The sequence below is a fragment of the Sphingomonas sp. AAP5 genome (genome assembly GCF_004354345.1).
GTDB classification, from domain to species: Bacteria; Pseudomonadota; Alphaproteobacteria; order Sphingomonadales; family Sphingomonadaceae; genus Sphingomonas; species Sphingomonas glacialis.
In genome coordinates this window covers 216597-233544 of the sequence record NZ_CP037913.1, presented here as the reverse complement: position 1 = coordinate 233544, position 16948 = coordinate 216597, and the positions used below count along the sequence as shown (strand labels likewise).

Annotated in this window: 18 protein-coding genes; 8 read left to right on the top strand and 10 right to left on the bottom strand. The window is 67.5% G+C overall.

Features of this window, described 5'->3' with window-relative positions; translation table 11 throughout:
- Positions 1-88 precede the first annotated feature (88 nt).
- From rpmH to yihA, 5 genes are all read left to right on the top strand, one after another.
- Complete coding sequence (gene rpmH, locus E2E30_RS01030) at positions 89-223, top strand: 50S ribosomal protein L34 (protein ID WP_010162954.1); 135 nt, start codon at positions 89-91, stop codon at positions 221-223.
- Between the two features lie 32 nt (positions 224-255).
- Positions 256-573, top strand: coding sequence for a ribonuclease P protein component (rnpA, locus tag E2E30_RS01025; RefSeq protein WP_133186412.1), 318 nt, complete (start codon positions 256-258; stop codon positions 571-573).
- Between the two features lie 151 nt (positions 574-724).
- On the top strand, positions 725-937 hold the full coding sequence (gene yidD / locus E2E30_RS01020; protein ID WP_133186410.1) for a membrane protein insertion efficiency factor YidD: 213 nt from the start codon (positions 725-727) through the stop codon (positions 935-937).
- A 34-nt stretch (positions 938-971) separates the two neighbouring features.
- Positions 972-2726 (top strand): membrane protein insertase YidC, encoded by a 1755-nt coding sequence (gene yidC / locus E2E30_RS01015; protein ID WP_133186408.1) that lies wholly within the window; start codon positions 972-974, stop codon positions 2724-2726.
- Positions 2723-3358, top strand: a complete 636-nt coding sequence (gene yihA / locus E2E30_RS01010) for a ribosome biogenesis GTP-binding protein YihA/YsxC (protein ID WP_133186406.1) — start codon at positions 2723-2725, stop codon at positions 3356-3358. The genes yidC and yihA overlap by 4 nt, the downstream gene beginning before the upstream one ends.
- A gap of 34 nt (positions 3359-3392) precedes the next feature.
- Here yihA and E2E30_RS01005 read toward each other — a convergent pair whose 3' ends face one another.
- Positions 3393-3860 (bottom strand): OsmC family protein, encoded by a 468-nt coding sequence (locus tag E2E30_RS01005; protein WP_133186404.1) that lies wholly within the window; start codon positions 3858-3860, stop codon positions 3393-3395.
- The gene (locus tag E2E30_RS01000) at positions 3857-5200 is read right to left on the bottom strand and encodes a chloride channel protein (protein ID WP_133186402.1); all 1344 of its coding nucleotides are present in this window, start codon (positions 5198-5200) and stop codon (positions 3857-3859) included. Before E2E30_RS01000 ends, E2E30_RS01005 begins: the two co-directional genes overlap by 4 nt.
- 72 nt (positions 5201-5272) lie before the next feature.
- On the opposite strand from E2E30_RS01000, the gene E2E30_RS00995 reads away from it, so the two are divergent.
- A complete protein-coding gene (locus E2E30_RS00995; RefSeq protein WP_133186400.1) occupies positions 5273-5941 on the top strand; it encodes a glutathione S-transferase family protein in 669 nt (222 codons plus the stop codon).
- Between the two features lie 130 nt (positions 5942-6071).
- On the opposite strand, the gene E2E30_RS00990 is transcribed toward E2E30_RS00995, so the two are convergent.
- Positions 6072-6536 carry a cupin domain-containing protein gene (locus tag E2E30_RS00990; protein WP_206365621.1) on the bottom strand — a complete coding sequence of 155 codons (465 nt, stop codon included), beginning with the start codon at positions 6534-6536 and terminating at the stop codon, positions 6072-6074.
- A 10-nt stretch (positions 6537-6546) separates the two neighbouring features.
- Between E2E30_RS00990 and dapE the strand changes: the two genes are divergently transcribed.
- Together dapE and E2E30_RS00980 are read left to right on the top strand one after the other, a co-directional pair.
- The gene (gene dapE, locus E2E30_RS00985) at positions 6547-7683 is read left to right on the top strand and encodes a succinyl-diaminopimelate desuccinylase (RefSeq protein ID WP_133186396.1); all 1137 of its coding nucleotides are present in this window, start codon (positions 6547-6549) and stop codon (positions 7681-7683) included.
- 110 nt (positions 7684-7793) lie between these two features.
- On the top strand, positions 7794-8933 hold the full coding sequence (locus E2E30_RS00980; protein ID WP_133186394.1) for an SET domain-containing protein: 1140 nt from the start codon (positions 7794-7796) through the stop codon (positions 8931-8933).
- Between the two features lie 7 nt (positions 8934-8940).
- Here E2E30_RS00980 and E2E30_RS00975 read toward each other — a convergent pair whose 3' ends face one another.
- The 7 genes from E2E30_RS00975 to E2E30_RS00950 form a co-directional block, all read right to left on the bottom strand.
- Positions 8941-11868 carry a PAS domain-containing protein gene (locus tag E2E30_RS00975; RefSeq protein WP_240699002.1) on the bottom strand — a complete coding sequence of 976 codons (2928 nt, stop codon included), beginning with the start codon at positions 11866-11868 and terminating at the stop codon, positions 8941-8943.
- Between the two features lie 168 nt (positions 11869-12036).
- On the bottom strand, positions 12037-13263 hold the full coding sequence (locus tag E2E30_RS00970) for a threonine synthase (RefSeq protein ID WP_133191867.1): 1227 nt from the start codon (positions 13261-13263) through the stop codon (positions 12037-12039).
- The gene (locus E2E30_RS20645) at positions 13263-13439 is read right to left on the bottom strand and encodes a hypothetical protein (RefSeq protein WP_165954427.1); all 177 of its coding nucleotides are present in this window, start codon (positions 13437-13439) and stop codon (positions 13263-13265) included. The genes E2E30_RS00970 and E2E30_RS20645 overlap by 1 nt, the downstream gene beginning before the upstream one ends.
- Positions 13399-13956 (bottom strand): hypothetical protein, encoded by a 558-nt coding sequence (locus E2E30_RS00965; protein ID WP_133186390.1) that lies wholly within the window; start codon positions 13954-13956, stop codon positions 13399-13401. The genes E2E30_RS20645 and E2E30_RS00965 overlap by 41 nt, the downstream gene beginning before the upstream one ends.
- A gap of 25 nt (positions 13957-13981) precedes the next feature.
- Positions 13982-14530 (bottom strand): nucleotide exchange factor GrpE, encoded by a 549-nt coding sequence (gene grpE, locus E2E30_RS00960; protein ID WP_133186388.1) that lies wholly within the window; start codon positions 14528-14530, stop codon positions 13982-13984.
- Positions 14531-14546: 16 nt separating this feature from the next.
- On the bottom strand, positions 14547-15590 hold the full coding sequence (gene hrcA / locus E2E30_RS00955) for a heat-inducible transcriptional repressor HrcA (protein WP_133186386.1): 1044 nt from the start codon (positions 15588-15590) through the stop codon (positions 14547-14549).
- Positions 15591-16098: 508 nt separating this feature from the next.
- Positions 16099-16896, bottom strand: coding sequence for an energy transducer TonB (locus tag E2E30_RS00950; protein WP_240699001.1), 798 nt, complete (start codon positions 16894-16896; stop codon positions 16099-16101).
- Between the last annotated feature and the right edge of the window lie 52 nt (positions 16897-16948).

Here is a 16948-nt window from a genome sequence, read left to right as displayed (position 1 = left end):
GGTCGTTAAGCGCAGCCCACCAAGGCCGTCCTCGTGGCGGCCGTTTTCTATTTAGACGTGCCCCGGGCAGAATTTTAGGGAATGAACGATGAAGCGGACCTTTCAGCCGAGCAATCTGGTGCGCGCACGCCGCCACGGGTTCCGCTCGCGCATGGCGACGCCAGGCGGCCGCAACGTGATTCGCGCGCGCCGCAACCGCGGCCGCAAGAAGCTGTCGGCCTAAGCGACCCCGTCGGCGGAGCCGACATACGGACTTTGCAGATTCGCCGCGATTTTCTCGCGGCGAATACTGGCAAGCGAGCGCCGATGCCGGGCTTTGTCCTGCAAGTGCGCGCCCGCGACGACGGATCGAGCGACATGCGTGTCGGCTTCACCGTTACCAAGAAAATCGGCAATGCCGTGGTGCGGAACCGGATGAAACGCCGGTTGCGCGCTTTGGCGCGTGATGTGCTCCCCGATTCGGGCGTGCGCGGGGCGGACCATGTGCTGATCGGCCGCAATGGCGGGATCGAGCGCGATTACGCCGTGCTGCGCGCCGAGCTGGTCAAGGCGCTGGCGAAGGTGGCACGGTGAGCCCCACGCCCCCCACTGTCACCCCGGCCTTGTGTCGGGGCCCACTTCGCACCCCGCGCAACGCCCAGATTGCAAGGGATGCGCGAGCCGCCCGGTGGACCCCGGCACAAGGCCGGGGTGACGGATGGGCGATTCGCGCCGGAGCGCAGCCATGCTGACTCGCCTCCTCGTGCTGCTCGTCCGCGGCTGGCAGATCGGCCCTTCGGCGGTCCTGCCGCCTACCTGCCGCTATCAGCCAAGCTGTTCCGCCTATGCAATCACCGCCTTACGTCGCTATGGCGCGGTGAAAGGTGGGTGGTTGGCGGCCAAGCGAATCGCGCGATGCCATCCCTGGGGCGGGTTCGGACCCGATCCTGTGCCCTGAAGACTCCCGCGAGTGACGAACGGATAACGCCAGCGTGAAACAAGACACCCGCAATTTCATCCTGTTCGCGGTGCTCGCCGCGATCATCCTGTTCGGCGGCAATTTCCTGTCGGCGCGCTTCTTCCCGCGCGCGGCGAACCCGCCTGCCACCAAGCTGGTCGACGGCAAGAGCCAGGTCGTCGCCACGCCGACCGGCCCTGCCGCGACGGGTGCCGCGGCCGTGCGCGATCTCAAGATCGTCCAGGCCGAGAGCCCGCGCGTGCCGATCCGCACCGCCGACCTCCAAGGCTCGATCAACCTCAGGGGCGCGCGGATCGATGATCTGACGCTGACCAAATACAAGCAGACGATCGACAAAAATTCACCGCCGATCCGCTTGCTGTCGCCGCGCGGCACCAAGGACGCGTATTTTGCGGGCTTCGGCTGGAACGGCGACGGCGTCAGCGTCCCCAATGGCGACACCGTCTTCACCGCGAGCGGTGGTGCGCTCACCCCCACCACGCCGGTCACGCTGCGCTGGGCGAACGGCAAGGGCCAGGTCTTCGCGCTCACCTTCGCGATCGACGACAAATACATGTTCACGGTACGCCAGAGCGTCGGCAATGCCGGCCCCGCGGCCGTAGCGCTGCGCCCCTATGCGCTCGTCTCGCGCTCGGGCGTTGGCACCGAGCCCGACACCTGGACCAATCACATCGGCCCGATCGGCGTGTTCGACAAAGGCGCGACCTACGACATCACCTTCGACAATCTGAAGGGCAAGGACGCGACCTTCATGGGCCGCATCTGGGGCAGCAATGCCAAGGCCGGCGACAACTTTTTCGACGCAAAAGGCGGCTGGCTCGGCTTTGGCGACAAATATTTCCTCGCCGCCGTGATCCCCGACCCCAAGGCGCAGGTCCATGCCGGCTTCCACGCCGCCAATGGCGACACCTTCCAGGGCGATTTCACACAGGCGCCGCGCGTCATCGCGCCGGGCAAGGCGCTCGTCTCGACCGCGAAGTTCTTTGCAGGCGCGAAGGAAACCAACACGCTCGACCGCTATGAGGATCGCCTCGGCATCCAGCATTTCGGCAAGGCGATCGACTGGGGCTGGTTCGAAGTCGTCGAAAAGCCGATCTTCAAATATCTCGACTGGCTGTTCCGCATGATCGGCAATTTCGGTGTCGCGATCATCCTGCTCACCGTCACGATCCGCACGCTGATCTTCCCGGTCGCGCAGCGCCAGTTCGCCTCGATGGCCGCGATGAAGGCGATCCAGCCGAAGATGAAGGCGATCCAGGAGAAGCATAAGGACGACAAGGCGCGCGCACAGCAGGAAGTGATGGCGCTGTACAAGGCCGAGAAGGTCAACCCGCTCGCGGGCTGCCTGCCGACGCTGATCCAGATCCCGATCATGTACTCGCTCTACAAGGTGTTGCTGCTGACGATCGAAATGCGCCACCAGCCGTTCGTCGGCTGGATCCACGATCTGTCGGCGCCCGACCCGGCGACGATCCTCAATGCGTTCGGCTATTTGCCGTACCATCTGCCGCCCTTCCTCGCGATCGGCATCGTGCCGGTGCTGCTCGGCATCTCGATGTTCTTCCAGTTCAAGTTGAACCCGGCGCCGATGGACGACGCGCAGAAGCAGGTGTTCGCGATCATGCCGTGGGTGCTGATGTTCGTGATGGCGCCGTTCGCGGTCGGCCTGCAGGTCTATTGGATCACCTCGAACCTGTGGACCGTCGCGCAGCAGCGCCTGCTGTACGCGCGGCACCCGGGCCTCAAAGAGCCGGCGGTGAAGAAGTGAGCTTCGAACCAGAAGATATCGAGATTGCGCGCAAGCTCTTCGCCGGGCCGATCGCGTTCCTGAAGTCGGCGCCGACGCTCGAGTTTATTCCCGAGCCGACGGTCAACGAAGTCGCCTTTGCTGGCCGCTCGAACGTCGGCAAATCGTCGCTGCTCAACGCGCTGACCAACCGCAACTCGCTCGCGCGCACGTCGAACACGCCGGGCCGCACGCAGGAGCTGAACTTCTTCGACGTCGGCAATCCGCTGGCGTTCCGCCTCGTCGACATGCCCGGCTATGGCTATGCCAAGGCGCCGAAGGACCTGGTCAAGAAGTGGCGCTTCATGGTCAACGATTTCCTGCGCGGGCGCGACGTGCTCAAGCGCGCGCTGGTGCTGATCGACGCGCGCCACGGCATCAAGGAGGTCGATCGCGACATTCTCGAGATGCTCGACAAGGCGGCGGTGAGCTACCGCATGGTCATCACCAAGGCCGACAAGATCAAGGCGTCGGAGCTGGTAGAGGTTACCGAAGCGACCGCGGTCGAAGCGCGCAAGCGCCCGGCAGCGCATCCCGAGATCCTGGTGACGTCTAGCGAGACCGGGCTCGGCATCCCCGAACTGCGCGCAGCGGTAATCGAAGCGGTACGCTGAGACTTGCGCGCGTCGGTCCATCGACCGACGCGGTTCAAACCTCGACGTAGGTTGCCGCTACCTCGACCGAAAAGTTTACCGACCGCGCGATGAAGCAGTGCGCGTGGATCTGCGCGTGGATCGCATCCGCCACCGTCAGGTCACTCCCCGCCGCGACCTCGATCCGAGGCCGCAGCACTGCCTTGACGAAGCACCCGGTGCCGTCGGGCGCGCTCTCGCCCATGCCGAGCGGATCGTCGCTATAGCCGGTCACCACCACGCCGGCGACGCTCGCCAGGTGCAGGTACCACAGCATGTGGCACCCCGCTAAGCTCGCCAGCAGCAGGTCCTCGGGGTTGGGCAACGCCGGATCGCCGCCGAGCCGCGGATCGTTCGAGCACGCCACCACCGCCCCACCGGGCGTCGCGATGTCCCACGTCCGGTCGTAACCGCGATAGGTGGAGGTCCCCGCCCCGCGGTTGCCCGTCCAGGCGATTCGCGCGGTGAAATCGTGTTGTGTCATGCCTTACCCTCCACCAGCGCCACGAACGGTTTGGCGAGCCCGTGATACAGCCGCTCACGGCAGACCAATGTGCTCGCCGCATCGGCGATCAGCGCGGTCGCGAACAGCGGCAGGATCAGCCCGCGCGCCGCCGTCGCCTCCATCACGATGATCACCGCGGTCAGCGGCGCGCGCACCACGCCGACGAAATAGGCGGTCATGCCGAGCAGCACGACCGCACCCGCCGGCTGGCCAGCGAACAGCCCGGTCAGCAGATTGCCGAACCCGGCCCCCACCGCGAGCGATGGCGCGAAGATGCCGCCCGGCGCGCCGCTGAGCGTCGTGGCGAGCGCTGCGAGGAACTTGGCTGGCCCGAACCAGTCCGACTGGCCATGCCCTTCGACCAAGGCGCGCGTCGCGCCATAGCCAGTGCCCCACGTCGCGCCGCCGGTGACAATCCCGAGCAGCGCGACAACCAACCCGCATCCGGCAGCGAACAGGATCGGGTGCGCCCGCGCCGCCGCGATCGGCCGCCAGCGCGCGCCCGCAAAGCCCAGCACCAGCCGCGAGAACAGCCCGCCCGCGGCACCGCCGAGCACGCCTGCAACCGGGGTGACGAGCAAGACCGCCGACACTCCCAGCGTCTCGTGCATCACCCCGAAATAGACATAGTCGCCCGCGATCCCGAGGCTTACTAGGCCCGCGATCATCACCGCCCCCATCACCAGCACCGCGACACGCTGCTCGTAAGCGGCCGCAAGCTCCTCGATCGCGAAGGCAACCCCCGCGAGCGGCGTGTTGAACGCCGCCGCCACCCCCGCTGCGCCGCCCGCGATCAGCACGCCCGAGGTGATCGGCACGCGCAGATAGCGGTGGACCTTGACCATGATCGCCGCGCTGATCTGCACCGTCGGCCCCTCGCGCCCGACCGACGCGCCGCCGAGCAGCATCACGATCGTCAGCACGAGTTTGACGCACGCCGTCCACAGCGAGACGAGCGCGTTGCTCGGCGGCGTATCGGGCGCGCGGCTGGCGGCAATCACCTGCGGAATACCCGATCCGCGGGCGTAGGGCGCGGTACGGTGCGTCACCCACACGACCAGCGCGAACATCGCCGGGGTCAAAGCGAGCGGCGCATACGGGAAGCGCGCGACCAACACGCCGAAAACCGCCTGCGCGCGGTCGCTCGCCCCGGCAAACAGCAACGCGACCAGCCCGAGCAGTACCGCGCCGACCCCGGTCGCCAGCCGCCGCCGCAACCGACCGATTTGCATCCCGGCCTGGCGCGCACCGCGTCGGCGCCACACGATCGAGACGAGGCGGACGGCATAAGGCGCATTGCGATTCATGCCCGCGCTCATGCGCGATTGCGGCGCTGGACACCACCCGCGGATGCGGTTGCGCGGCGTTCCGCGCTCGCTTAGGCAGGGTCCATGAAACTCATCATCGGCAACAAGGCCTATTCCTCCTGGTCGCTGCGCGGCTGGCTCGCGTGCAAGCAATCGGGCCTGCTGTTCGAAGAAGCCGTCGTCCCGCTCTACGACGCCGAGTGGGACAAGCGCCGCGAAGGCGACGAATTCGCGCCGTCCTCGGGCAAGGTGCCGATCCTGTGGGATGGCGACGCCGTGGTGTGGGACAGCCTCGCGATCGTCGAATACCTCGCCGAGAAGACCTCGCGCGACCTGTTCTGGCCGGCCGACGATGCCGCGCGCGCGATGGCGCGTTCGATGGCGGCGGAAATGCATTCGAGCTTCACCGCGCTGCGCCGCAAGCACAGCATGAACGTCCGCCAGATCTTCCCGCCCGCCCAGCCCGACGCCGACGTGCTCGCCGATCTCGAGCGGATCATGGAGCTGTGGGCACAGGCGCGCGCCCGCTTCGGCGGCGAGGGCGATTTCCTGTTCGGCGCGTTCGGCGCGGCCGACATCATGTACGCGCCGGTGGTGACGCGGATCGTCACCTACAGCCTGCCGATCGCGCGCTTCGCCGCGCCCTATATGGACGCGGTGCTCCACCACCCGTTTATGCAGGACTGGATCGCGAGCGCGCAGGAAGAGGAATGGGTGATCGAGCAATTCGAGCAGCCGGCGCCGACGGCCTGACACCCCAAATCCGTTCGGGCTGCGCCTGTCGAACCCCTGCCCTCAGCACGCTGAGCGCCAGCCTGCTGCGAGCCGCCCTTCGACAGGCTCACGGCGAACGGCACATGGTTCCGCCTGGGTGGAAGCGACGCTACGGCACGCGCTCGGTCGGATACGGCGTCCCGTCCTTGCGTTCGTAACGGCCGGGCAGGAAGCGCATGTCGATATCGGGATACTCCCCGCCCTGCAGCCGCGGCCCCGCGCCGATCGCGACGAACACGCAGGCCGTGTCGCTGCGGTTCTGCAGATGGTGCCCGTCCGCGACCCCGGCCGCGAACGTCGCGACGTCGCCCGTACGCAGGAGCGTCTCGCCGGCGTCCTCGACCAGCACCGCCTCGCCCGACAGCATCACGACCAGTTCGTCCTCATCGGCATGCCAGTGCCGCTGCGACGACCAGCCTCCGGGTTCGAGCGTGACATGGCTCGCCCCGAAATGCGTCAGCCCAGCAAGCGGCGCGAGCCGGCGGTACCAGCGCCCCTGCACCGGCGCATCGAACGGCGGCGGATAGCCCGTTGCATTGGTTTGCGGGATTGTATCGAGGTCGAGCTTGGGCAATGTCGCCTCCATGGATAGCACCTCGAACCTGCCCGATTGCGTCACCCTCGCCAAGGCGCTGCTCGCTTGCGAGAGCGTGACCCCGGCGCGGGGCACCGTGTTCGACGTGGTCGAAGCCGCGCTGCTGCCGCTCGGCTTCACGGTCGATCGCTTCACCCTCGGTGAAGCCCCCGACGGCCCGGTCGAGAATCTGCTCGCGACGCGCGGCGGCACCGGCGCGCATCTCGCCTTTGCCGGGCATCTCGATGTCGTGCCCCCCGGCGAGGGCTGGACGAGCGGCGCGTTCGCGCCCGAGATCCGCGGCGACCTGCTCTACGGCCGCGGCGCGGTAGACATGAAGGGCGCGATCGCCGCGTTCATCGCCGCAATCCCCGCCGAGCCGACCGCCCCGCTCAGCTTGATCCTGACCGGCGACGAGGAAGGCCCCGCCACCTATGGCACGCGCAGCCTGATCGAGCGGATGGCGGAAACGGGCGTCCGCCCCGATTTCTGCCTCGTCGGCGAACCGACCTCGTCGGCAAAGCTCGGCGACATGGTCAAGATCGGCCGCCGCGGCTCGGTCAATCTGTGGATCGAAGTGCCGGGCAAGCAGGGCCATGTCGCCTATCCGCAGCTCGCCGACAATCCGATCCCGCGGCTGATCGCGATACTCGCCGAGATCGACGGACTCGTGCTCGACACGGGCAATGCCTGGTTCCAGCCGTCGAACATCGAGGTCACCGACATCACCGTCGGCAACCCGGCCACCAACATCATCCCGGCCAAGGCGAGTGCGCGGCTGAGCATCCGCTTCAACGACGAGCAGCGCGGGGGCGCACTCGTCGAGCGGATCGAAGCGCTCGTCCATCGGCATGATCCCGCCGCAATCGTCACCGCGCGGATATCGGGCGAAGCCTTCCTCACCGCGCCGGGCGCGTTTTCCGCGCTGATCGGCGCCGCGATCGAAGCGCAGACCGGTTTTGCGCCCGCGCTGTCGACCACGGGCGGGACGTCCGATGCGCGTTTCCTCTCGGCGCTGTGCCCGACGGTCGAATTCGGGCTGGTCAACGCAACGATGCACAAGCTCGACGAAGCCGTGGCGCTCGCCGACCTGACCGCGCTCACCGCGATCTATGCCGAGATCATCGCGCGGGTCGCACAGCTTTAACCGGGTCCAAATCAGCGAGATTCGGCGCGACTCGTGGATATTCCTACGTTTTCGTGGACGCGAGTCGGCAGATGCGATAAGCATCGAATTAACCTTAACGGTGCGCGGGCATGCCGATCGATCCCTGGTTCCTGATTGCGATCGCGTGCAGCTTGGCCGGCTATGGCCTGTACTTGGTCGGGCTGCGTCGGCATCTCGTCCAGCCCAACCGCGCCTCCTGGCTGATCTGGAGCGCCGCCACCACCGTCGAGGCCGCCACCTACGCCGCGGTCAACCCGAACGCGCTCCCCGGCTGGGTGTTCGCGCTGTCGGCTCTCGCATGCGCCGCGGTGACGATCGGGATCTGGCGCCGCTCGGTGTGGAGCGCGCCGTCGCGCGGCGAGCTGTTCTGCACCGGCACTTGCCTTGCCGCGCTGACGCTGTGGATCGTCTCGCACAATGCCTTCTGGGCGCATATGCTCGTGGTGGTCGCGGTGCCGGTGAGCTTCTGGCCGACTTGGCAGAGCGTGCTGCAGGACCGCACGCGCGAACGCTCGCCTGCCTGGGGCCTGTGGTCGATCGGCGACCTTGCGACGCTGCTCGTCGCGACCCGCAGCGGCGACCAGCATGTCGGCGAATATGCCTATATCCTCGTCGAACTGCTGTGCCACGCGAGCGTGTGGTTCATGGTCGGCCTGGCGACGATCAACCCGCTGCGCTCGCTCGGCTTCCGGCAGGGCCGCTTCTACGTGCTCGACGCGTACGGCCCCGCCGCCAATCTGTTCGCGGTCGGTGAGACGCATCTCGGCAAGGCGGTGTATGCAGCGCAAGGCTTTGCCGAGGGCGATGCAATCATCCGCTTCACCGGCCGCCGCTTCCGCGCCGACCAGGTGCCCAGCCTGATGCGCGGATCGAGCGATCGCTTCGTCCAGGTGACGCCGCAGCATTTCATGGGGCCATCGGGCAAGATCGATGATCTCATCAACCATAGCTGCGACCCCAATGCCGGCCTGCGCTTCGCCGGCGGCAGCGTGACGCTGGTCGCGGTGCGCGACATCGCAGCGGGCGAGGAGATCGCGTGGGACTATTCGACGACGCTCGCCGAATCGAACTGGCACATGATCTGCCAGTGCCGCAGCGCCGACTGCCGCCGCGTCATCGGCAATTTCTCGACGCTGTCGCAGGAGCGCCAGGAGTGGTTTCGCGCGCGCAATCTCGTCGCGCCGTATCTGCGCCGCCGCGACGCGGTGACGCGCGACCGGGCGGCGTAGCGCAGCCCTACGCCCCCAGCATCGTGCGGATCCGCTCGACCAGCGCCTCCATCGCGAACGGCTTGGCGAGCAGCGCCATCCCCGGCTCGAGCGCGCCGTCGCCGACGACCGCATTCTCGGCAAAGCCCGTAATGAACAGCACCGGCAGCGTCGGCCGCGCGACCCGCGCCGCATCGGCGACTTGCCGGCCGTTGAGGCCGCCGGGCAGCCCGACATCGGTCACCAGCAAATCGATCCGCTCGGCCGAACGCAGCAGTTCGAGCGCCGCCGCGCCTGTCTCGGCCTCGAGCGCGACATAGCCGAGCTCGCCGAGCACTTCGCTCACCAGCATCCGCACGCTCGGCTCGTCATCGACGACGAGCACGGTCTCGCCGCGCCGCGCGGCGCCGAGCGTGGGCCCCGTCTGGGCAGGCGCGCGGTCACCGACCGCGCCGTCATGCCGTGGCAGATACAGGCAGATCGTCGTCCCTTCGCCGAGCGTCGAGTGGATCTGGATCTGCCCACCCGATTGCCGGACGAAGCCGTAGATCATCGACAGGCCGAGCCCCGTCCCCTGCCCGATCGGCTTGGTCGTGAAGAACGGATCGAACGCGCGGGCGATGACGTCGGCACGCATCCCCGTCCCCGAATCGGCGACGCACACTACGAGATATGCGCCGGGCGGGAGGTCGCGCACTGCCGCCGCGGACGGATCGAAAGTCTCGTTATGCGCCGTGATCCGCACCGTCCCGCCAGCCGGGCTCGCATCGCGCGCATTGATACACAGGTTGAGCAGCGCATTCTCGAGCTGGTTGGCGTCGGCCAGCACTGGCCAGCTGTTGGGCTGCGCGGCGATTTCGAGCGTGATCGACGGGCCGAGCGTGCCACGGACGAGATCCTCCATCCCGGCGATCAGCTGCGGGACATCGACCGGCCGCGGGTCGAGCGGCTGGCGGCGCGAGAAAGCGAGCAACCGGTGCGTCAACGCCGCCGCGCGCACCGCGCCGGCCTGCGCCGCATTGATGTAGCGCGGCAGGTCTTCGGTGCGCCCCTGCGTCACCCGCAGCTGCATCAGCTCTAGCGCGCCCGAAATGCCCGTCAGCAGATTGTTGAAGTCATGCGCGAGCCCCCCGGTGAGCTGGCCAACCGCTTCCATCTTCTGTGCTTGGCGCAATCGCTCCTCGAGCTCGCGCTGGCGGCTGACATCGACGCCGACGCCGACGACGGTCTCCCGTCCGCCAGCCGCGTCGTGCTGGACATGGTTGCGCGCCATCACCCAGCGCACGCTGCCATCGGGCAGCCGCAGGCGATATTCGTGCGCGCCGTCCTGTCCGGTCTTGCGCGCAAGCTCGACGGCGGCCGTCAGGATCGCTTGGTCATCGGGATGGACCCGCGCCGCGACATCGGCGAGCGAGACCCCCGTTTCCAATTGCTCGGGGGTAAACCCGTACAGCTCGGCAAAGCCGATTTCGCCATCGAACCGGTCGCGCGCGACGTCATAGGTCCAGACCCCGATGCCCTCCATCGCGTTGAGCACGATCCGCGTCCGGGCATCGGCGGCCCGCAACGCGGCCTGCTGGCGCCGCTCCTCGGTAATATCGCGCGCGTTGGTGTAGAGCCGGTCGCCCACCAGCGTCGTCTGCCAGGCAAAGATACGATAGCCGCCGTCGCGCGTGCGCAGCCGCCGTTCGAGCCGATGCGTCGTCCCGGCCGCCGCGATCTGCGCGATCTCGGCCGAGCTGCCGCCTTCGTCGTCGGGATGTCGCAGCCACTGGCTGTCGCGCCCGACGATCTCCTCGTTCGACCAGCCGAGCGAGCGCTCCCACGCAGGATTAACCGCAATCCAGGACCCGTCCTGCTCGGCAATGCCAAGCAGATCGGTGCTGAACTCCCACAATTGATCGCGCTCCGCAGTTCGCGCCGCGACCTTGCGCGCAAGGTCGGCGTTGAGCGCGCGCAACTCGGTCACCGCGCGGACCCGCGCGACCGCGTCCCAGCTGAGCTCGGCGACCTCCTCGACCAAGGCGATCTCGCCACGCGTCCACGCGCGCGGCTCGGCATGGCTGACATAGAGCGCACCTTGCAATGCGCCGCCACGCACCAGCGGAACGCTCAGCCCGGCCTTGGTCTCGATCGCGCCGAGGACGGCCGGCGGTGGCGCGGCCGGATCGTCGGGAGCGTTGAATACCAGCGTGTTGCCGCGTTGCACGGTCTTGCCGATGATCTTGCCGAACACCGCCGAAGGCGTCGTGCCCGTCAGCGGCGACAAGCGTCCGCTGACCCAGCACGCTCCGTAGATCAGCAGATCTTCGGGCGTGACCTCGAAAAATCCGACCCGGTCGACCTCGAGGAACCGACCCAACGCCTCGGCCGTGCGCTGCATGACGTCATCCGGGCTTGGCTGGATGCGCTGTTCCTCGACGAGGGTCAGGATGAAATCGCGCTCGCGCTTCGCCGCGCGTAAGGCATTGTCGGTCTCGACATAGTCGGTCACCTCGAGGCCCTGGTTGAACAGGCCGACGACCGTGCCGTTCTCGTCCTGGATCGGCGAAATGTTGTAGGTCCAATAGGTGAGCGTCGGTACCCCGTCGCGCAGCATGGTCACTGGCTGTGACGAGAAGGTCGCGCCTTCGCCGGTCTCGAACGCCCGCCGGAAGTGCGGCTCGATCATCGACCACAATTCAGGCCGCGTCTCCGCCACCGGACGCGCGAGCTTCGACGCGTCGGGACCGGCCGTGCCGGTCCACGCAGCATTGAAGATCAGCCAGAAGTCCGCCCCCCAATAGACCGCGCTCGGGAAGCGCGCGCGCAGGCACAGGCTGACACTCAGCTTGAGCGTGGCGGGCCAATCCTCGGGGGGCCCGAGCGGATGCCCGCTCCAGTCGTGGGTGCGCAACAGCGTCGCGATCGGCCCCGCACCGTCGAGAAAGCGCAGCTTTGCCGAGATCGATTCCACATTCGACCTCGGGACGAGATCGGGTACGGGATGTTCAACGGCCATAGGCTCAGGTCTCGCACATGGGCACGGCAGCGCCGGACGGCGGCAACCAAAGCGTGCGAGCTCATGGCAAGGCTGTCAACACGGCACGATACGGCCGAAAAAATTAAGCAATATTAGCGTGCCTCACAGTGCGCCAAGATCGATCTCGCCAAACCGATCGACCGCGGCATTGGCCTCGGGCATCGGATATTTGAGGCCCGTCGCGCAGTTGAACAGAACGACGCGCTCGTCCTCATCGACTTCGCCGCTGCGCAGCGCCGCGCGATAGGCGGCGAGCGTCGCGCCACCCTCGGGACAGAGCAGCAACCCGTCCTTCTTCGCGCAATCCTCGACCGCCTTGAGGATCGCGGGATCGCCGACGCCGAGCGCCTTGCCACCGCTTTCGCGGACGGCGCGCAGGATCAGGAAATCGCCGACCGCCTTGGGGACGCGGATCCCGGCGGCGACGGTCGCGGCGTCTTCCCAGCGTTCGGCATGTTCCTCGCCCGCCTCGAACGCGCGGACGATCGGCGCGCAGCCGCTTGCCTGGACGGCATACATGCGCGGTCGCTCGGAGCCGATCCAGCCGAGCTTTTCGAGCTCGTCGAACGCCTTCCACATGCCGATCAACCCGGTGCCGCCGCCGGTCGGGTAGAAGATCGCATCGGGGAGCTTCCAGCCGAATTGCGCGGCGAGCTCGAGCCCCATCGTTTTCTTGCCCTCGATCCGGTAGGGCTCCTTCAGGGTCGAGAAATCGAACCAGCGCCCCTCGGCGGCGCCGCGCCCGACGATCGCGCCGCAATCATCGATCTGGCCGTTGACGCGGTACACGCGCGCACCCTGCGCGGCGATCTCGCGGATATTGACCTCGGGCGTCTCCTCGGGCGCGAGCACGATCGTCTCGATCCCGCAGCGCGTCGCATAGGCGGCGAGCGCGGCACCGGCATTGCCGTTGGTCGGCATCGCGATCCGGGTGACGCCCAGCTCCTTCGCCATCGCCACCGCCATCACGAGCCCGCGCGCCTTGAAGCTGCCCGTCGGCAAGCGGCCTTCGTCCTTGACCAGCACGTTCGCGCTGCCCGCGCTCTTCGGGATCGGCACGAGCGGCGTCTCGATCTCGCCGAGGCTGACTATGTTCTCTGTCCGCCGCACGGGCAGCAGCTCGCGCCAACGCCACAGATCGGTCTGCCGCGCCTCGAGCGTCGCCTTGGTTAGCGCGGCTTTGATCGCGTCGAGATCGAAGCGGACGAGCAGCGGGCGCCCGACGCGCGACAGGCCGTGGAGCTGATCGGCTTCGTAGCGCTCGCCCGTCATCGAGCATTCGAGATGCGTGACGAAGGTCGAGCGGTCGGTCGTAAGGTTCGAATTGATCACCACTTGCCCCCTGCAACTTCGATTGCCTTTAGCAGCGCGCGCTTGCTTTCGGTGCGGCGGTTGCCGGCGTTGCGCGGCATGTCCGGGTAGCCAGCCGCGGCGCGGCGTCGCTCGATCTCCGCAACGAATGCGTCAAGCGGGATCGGCTGAGAGGTCTTGAACACCGAGGTCACCTGCTGTTTCTTCTCTGATACGACGTTCCAAGTAGGCACGGTCGAGATCGTTGTGAAGCGATGCCAACACTTTCGCTTGCCCCAACATTTCGGGCGCGGCGTGTGAATGGAACTGGCCCATGCGGTCGGCGATCATGTCCTCCCTGGACAGGATTGCCGCGACCCCGTCCTCGCCGAGATCGATCAAGACGAGCCGATCACGTTCCGCCAATCCGTCAAGAAGCGTCGCGGAAACAACCTCAAACCCCAATTTGAAATCCGCATGTATCCAGCCACGCGTCGCTACCCCCGGGCCCTGCGGTCTCGTAAAGCCGAGCGCTACCAGCTCGGTTTCGAAAGCCTCCTGCCGTGCGGTTGCGATATCGAAGTCGCCCGTCGCAATCAGATTATTCGAGAACAACTCTACCGCAGCGCCGCCAACTAAAACCGGCGCCTGGAATCCTTTCGCCCGAAACCCAAGACTGGCGCGCCCGAAGAACCGCAAGGCTTTTTCAAAGTCGGGCCGGAGGGATCTCATCGAACAATCCCCCCGCCCATCAGGCTCATCCCGCCTTCGCCACGCCCACCAACGCCGGCCGCAGCAAGCGATCCTTGATCATGTACCCCGCCTGCATCTCCTGCACGACGGTGCCCGGCGTCTGGTCGCTCGGCAGTTCGAACATCGCCTGGTGGAAGTTCGGGTCGAGCTTCTCGCCGATCGCCACCATCTTCTTGATGCCGTGGCGCTGGAACACCGCCTCGAGCTCGCGGCCCGTCGCTTCGAGGCCCGCGACCAGGCCCTTCATCTTCTCGTCGGCGCGCAGCTCGGCCGGGATCGCGTCGAGCCCGCGCGCGAGATTGTCGGCGACCGACAGCAGGTCGCGCGCGAAGTTGGTCGAGGCGTAGGCGCGTGCGTCGGCGGTTTCCTTCTCGGCGCGGCGGCGGACGTTCTGCGCCTCGGCATGCGCGTACAAAACGGCGGCCTTCGACTCGGCGAGTTCGGCGCGCAGCTTGGCGGTTTCGTCATGCTCGGCAACCTCGGGCGCCGCTGCGGCGGTCTCTTCGCGCAGCTCGGCCGCGTCGTTCGCCACGGTGTTTTCGTCTTCGGTCATGTCGTCACAAATCCATCTAAGCCATCAGCCGCGCGAGTGTCGCGGCGGTATAATCCACCATGGGCACGACGCGCGCATAGTTCAACCGCGTCGGCCCAATCACGCCGACCACGCCGACCACGCGACCGTCCAATCCGCGGAACGGTTTGGCGATCACCGACGAGCCCGACAGCGAGAACAATTTGGTCTCCGCGCCGATAAAAATGCGCGTCGCATCGCCCGCGCTGGCATTGTCGAGCAGGCGCGCAATGTCCTGCTTGCCCTCGAGATCGTCGAGCAGAAAGCGCACGCGTTCGAGATCGGCGGCGGCGGCATCGTCGATCAGCCGCGCCTGGCCGCGCACGATCAGCACCGGGCGGCGCTCGCCATCCTCGCTCCAGATCGCGAGGCCACGCTCGATCAGCGCGCGTGCGGCACCGTCGAGTTCGGCGCGTTCGGCGAGCAACTCGCGTTCGATCTTGGCCCGCGCCTCGAACAGCGTCAGGCCGCCGAGCATCGCGCTCATGTAATTGCCCGCCTCGATCAATGCCGAGACCGGCAGGCCGGCTGGCAAGTCGATCACGCGGTTCTCGATCGAGCCGTCCTCGCCGACGAGCACGGCGAGCGCCTTGTCGGCGGAGAGCGGCACGAAGCTCATCTGGCGCAGCACCAGCTCGCGCTTGGCGACCATCACCATGCCGGCGCAGGCCGACAGGCCCGACAGCGCAGCAGTTGTGGCGGCGATCGCCTGTTCGACCGGGCCGCTCTGGACGAGCTGGCGCTCGATCGCGGCGCGCTCCTCGGCCGAGGGTTCGAGCGCCTGCATCATGCCGTCGACGAACAAACGCAGGCCGATCTCGGTCGGCATTCGCCCCGCGCTGGTGTGCGGCGCGGCGAGCAGGCCGAGTTCCTCAAGATCCTGCATCACGTTGCGGATCGAGGCGGGCGACAGATTGAGCCCCGAAAGATGCGCGATCGTGCGCGATCCGATGGGCGCGCCGGTATCGAGATAGCTCTGGACGACGACGCGGAAGACGTCGCGGGCGCGGTCGTTGAGCTCGGTGATCGGGGGCAGCCGCATGGGTCCTATATGGGGCGGTGTGGCGCGGGGCTCAACCGGTTGCGTGTTGCGATCAACCGTGCGTCGGTTGACTCGATTGACCCCCGGAGCGAAAACGACCGACGATATCGTTTCCATTTTTGCGATGATCGGCGTTCGTCTCCGACCCTTCGCCGGACGCGAGCGGTTACTGGACAGCCGACGATATCAAAGAGCCGATACGGGCATACCATAAGCACGCCGTGTAGGACAGCGCCCGCCCGTCACCCCAGCGCACGCTGGGGTCTCCCCGTTTGCGCGCGCCCGCGCGAGATCCCAGCTTTCGCTGGGATGACGAGCGTGGTGCGCGGGCGGGTAAGACGCGATAGCGGGGTGGCCGATGACGGATGCCCAACCATGCGCCGCCCACACCCCCCGCGTCAGCCCAGCGCACGCTGGGGTCTCCCCGTTTCTGCGCCCCCGCGCGCCGCGGGAGATCCCAGCCTTCGCTGGGATGACGACGGTGGGCAGTGGCGTCCGGCGCGCCAGACTAGCGGTCCCGATCTTCGCGATCCGGATCGCGCGTCACGGTCCATTCCTGTTCGAACAGCGCCGAGTCGGCGACCTTGTGGCCGCTCGCATCGCGCGCCGGGCGGAAGCGGACATGCTGGAGCGCGAGCGCGCAGGTCGCGGCATCGAGCGCGCGGTTGCCGCTCGAGCGGACGATCCGGCAATCGCTGAGCCGACCGTTCACCCCGATCGTCGCGCGATACGTCACCATGCCGGCGGCCTGCGATACATACACGTCGCGCGGCAGGTCGCGGTAGCGCAGTTCGTTGCTGATGAGCTCGGCATCGGTCCCGCCACCGCCGCCATCGCCGTCGCCGCTATCGCCGCTGCCGGTGCCATTGCCCTGCCCGCCGCTTCCAGTTCCCGGGCCGGCGATCGCGGCGGAGCCGGTCGAGCGCTCGGCGCCGATGCCCGCGATCGGCGCGACCACCACCGGCGGCGGCTGGCGCAGCACGATCGGCGGCGGCGGCGCGACCAATTCGGTCGCCTTCGCCTTGAGGTTGGGCGGGGACGCTGCGGCCTCCTTGCGCTTCTCGGCCTTTTTGGGCGCGGGCACCGGATCGGGCTTGGGCGGGGGCGAATCGGGCAGGACCGAGATCACCTTGAGATCCTCGACGACGCGGCGCTGGAAATCGACACCGAGCCCCATCACCAGCCCATAGCCGATCAGGGCGACGAGCACCGCCGCGCCGCCCGCGCCGATGATCCGGTCCTGTCGTGAAGCTGGTGCATAGCCGGTCATGTCTTTAGCGTCGTCCTTGGCCCCGAATGTGGGCATCCGCCGCCCCCAGCCAAGGGGTGACACCCGCCCAACGCACAGCTAGGGCGGC

Excerpts from the sequence above, each read along its gene's own strand:
- rpmH (WP_010162954.1), top strand. The coding sequence starts at position 89 with ATGAAGCGGACCTTTCAGCCGAGCAATCTGGTGCGCGCACGCCGCCAC.
- yidD (WP_133186410.1), top strand. The coding sequence starts at position 725 with ATGCTGACTCGCCTCCTCGTGCTGCTCGTCCGCGGCTGGCAGATCGGC.
- E2E30_RS01005 (WP_133186404.1), bottom strand. The coding sequence starts at position 3,860 with ATGACACAACACGATTTCACCGCGCGAATCGCCTGGACGGGCAACCGC.
- E2E30_RS01000 (WP_133186402.1), bottom strand. The coding sequence starts at position 5,200 with ATGAGCGCGGGCATGAATCGCAATGCGCCTTATGCCGTCCGCCTCGTC.
- E2E30_RS00995 (WP_133186400.1), top strand. The coding sequence starts at position 5,273 with ATGAAACTCATCATCGGCAACAAGGCCTATTCCTCCTGGTCGCTGCGC.
- dapE (WP_133186396.1), top strand. The coding sequence starts at position 6,547 with ATGGATAGCACCTCGAACCTGCCCGATTGCGTCACCCTCGCCAAGGCG.
- E2E30_RS00980 (WP_133186394.1), top strand. The coding sequence starts at position 7,794 with ATGCCGATCGATCCCTGGTTCCTGATTGCGATCGCGTGCAGCTTGGCC.
- E2E30_RS00965 (WP_133186390.1), bottom strand. The coding sequence starts at position 13,956 with ATGAGATCCCTCCGGCCCGACTTTGAAAAAGCCTTGCGGTTCTTCGGG.
- grpE (WP_133186388.1), bottom strand. The coding sequence starts at position 14,530 with ATGACCGAAGACGAAAACACCGTGGCGAACGACGCGGCCGAGCTGCGC.
- hrcA (WP_133186386.1), bottom strand. The coding sequence starts at position 15,590 with ATGCGGCTGCCCCCGATCACCGAGCTCAACGACCGCGCCCGCGACGTC.
- E2E30_RS00950 (WP_240699001.1), bottom strand. The coding sequence starts at position 16,896 with ATGCCCACATTCGGGGCCAAGGACGACGCTAAAGACATGACCGGCTAT.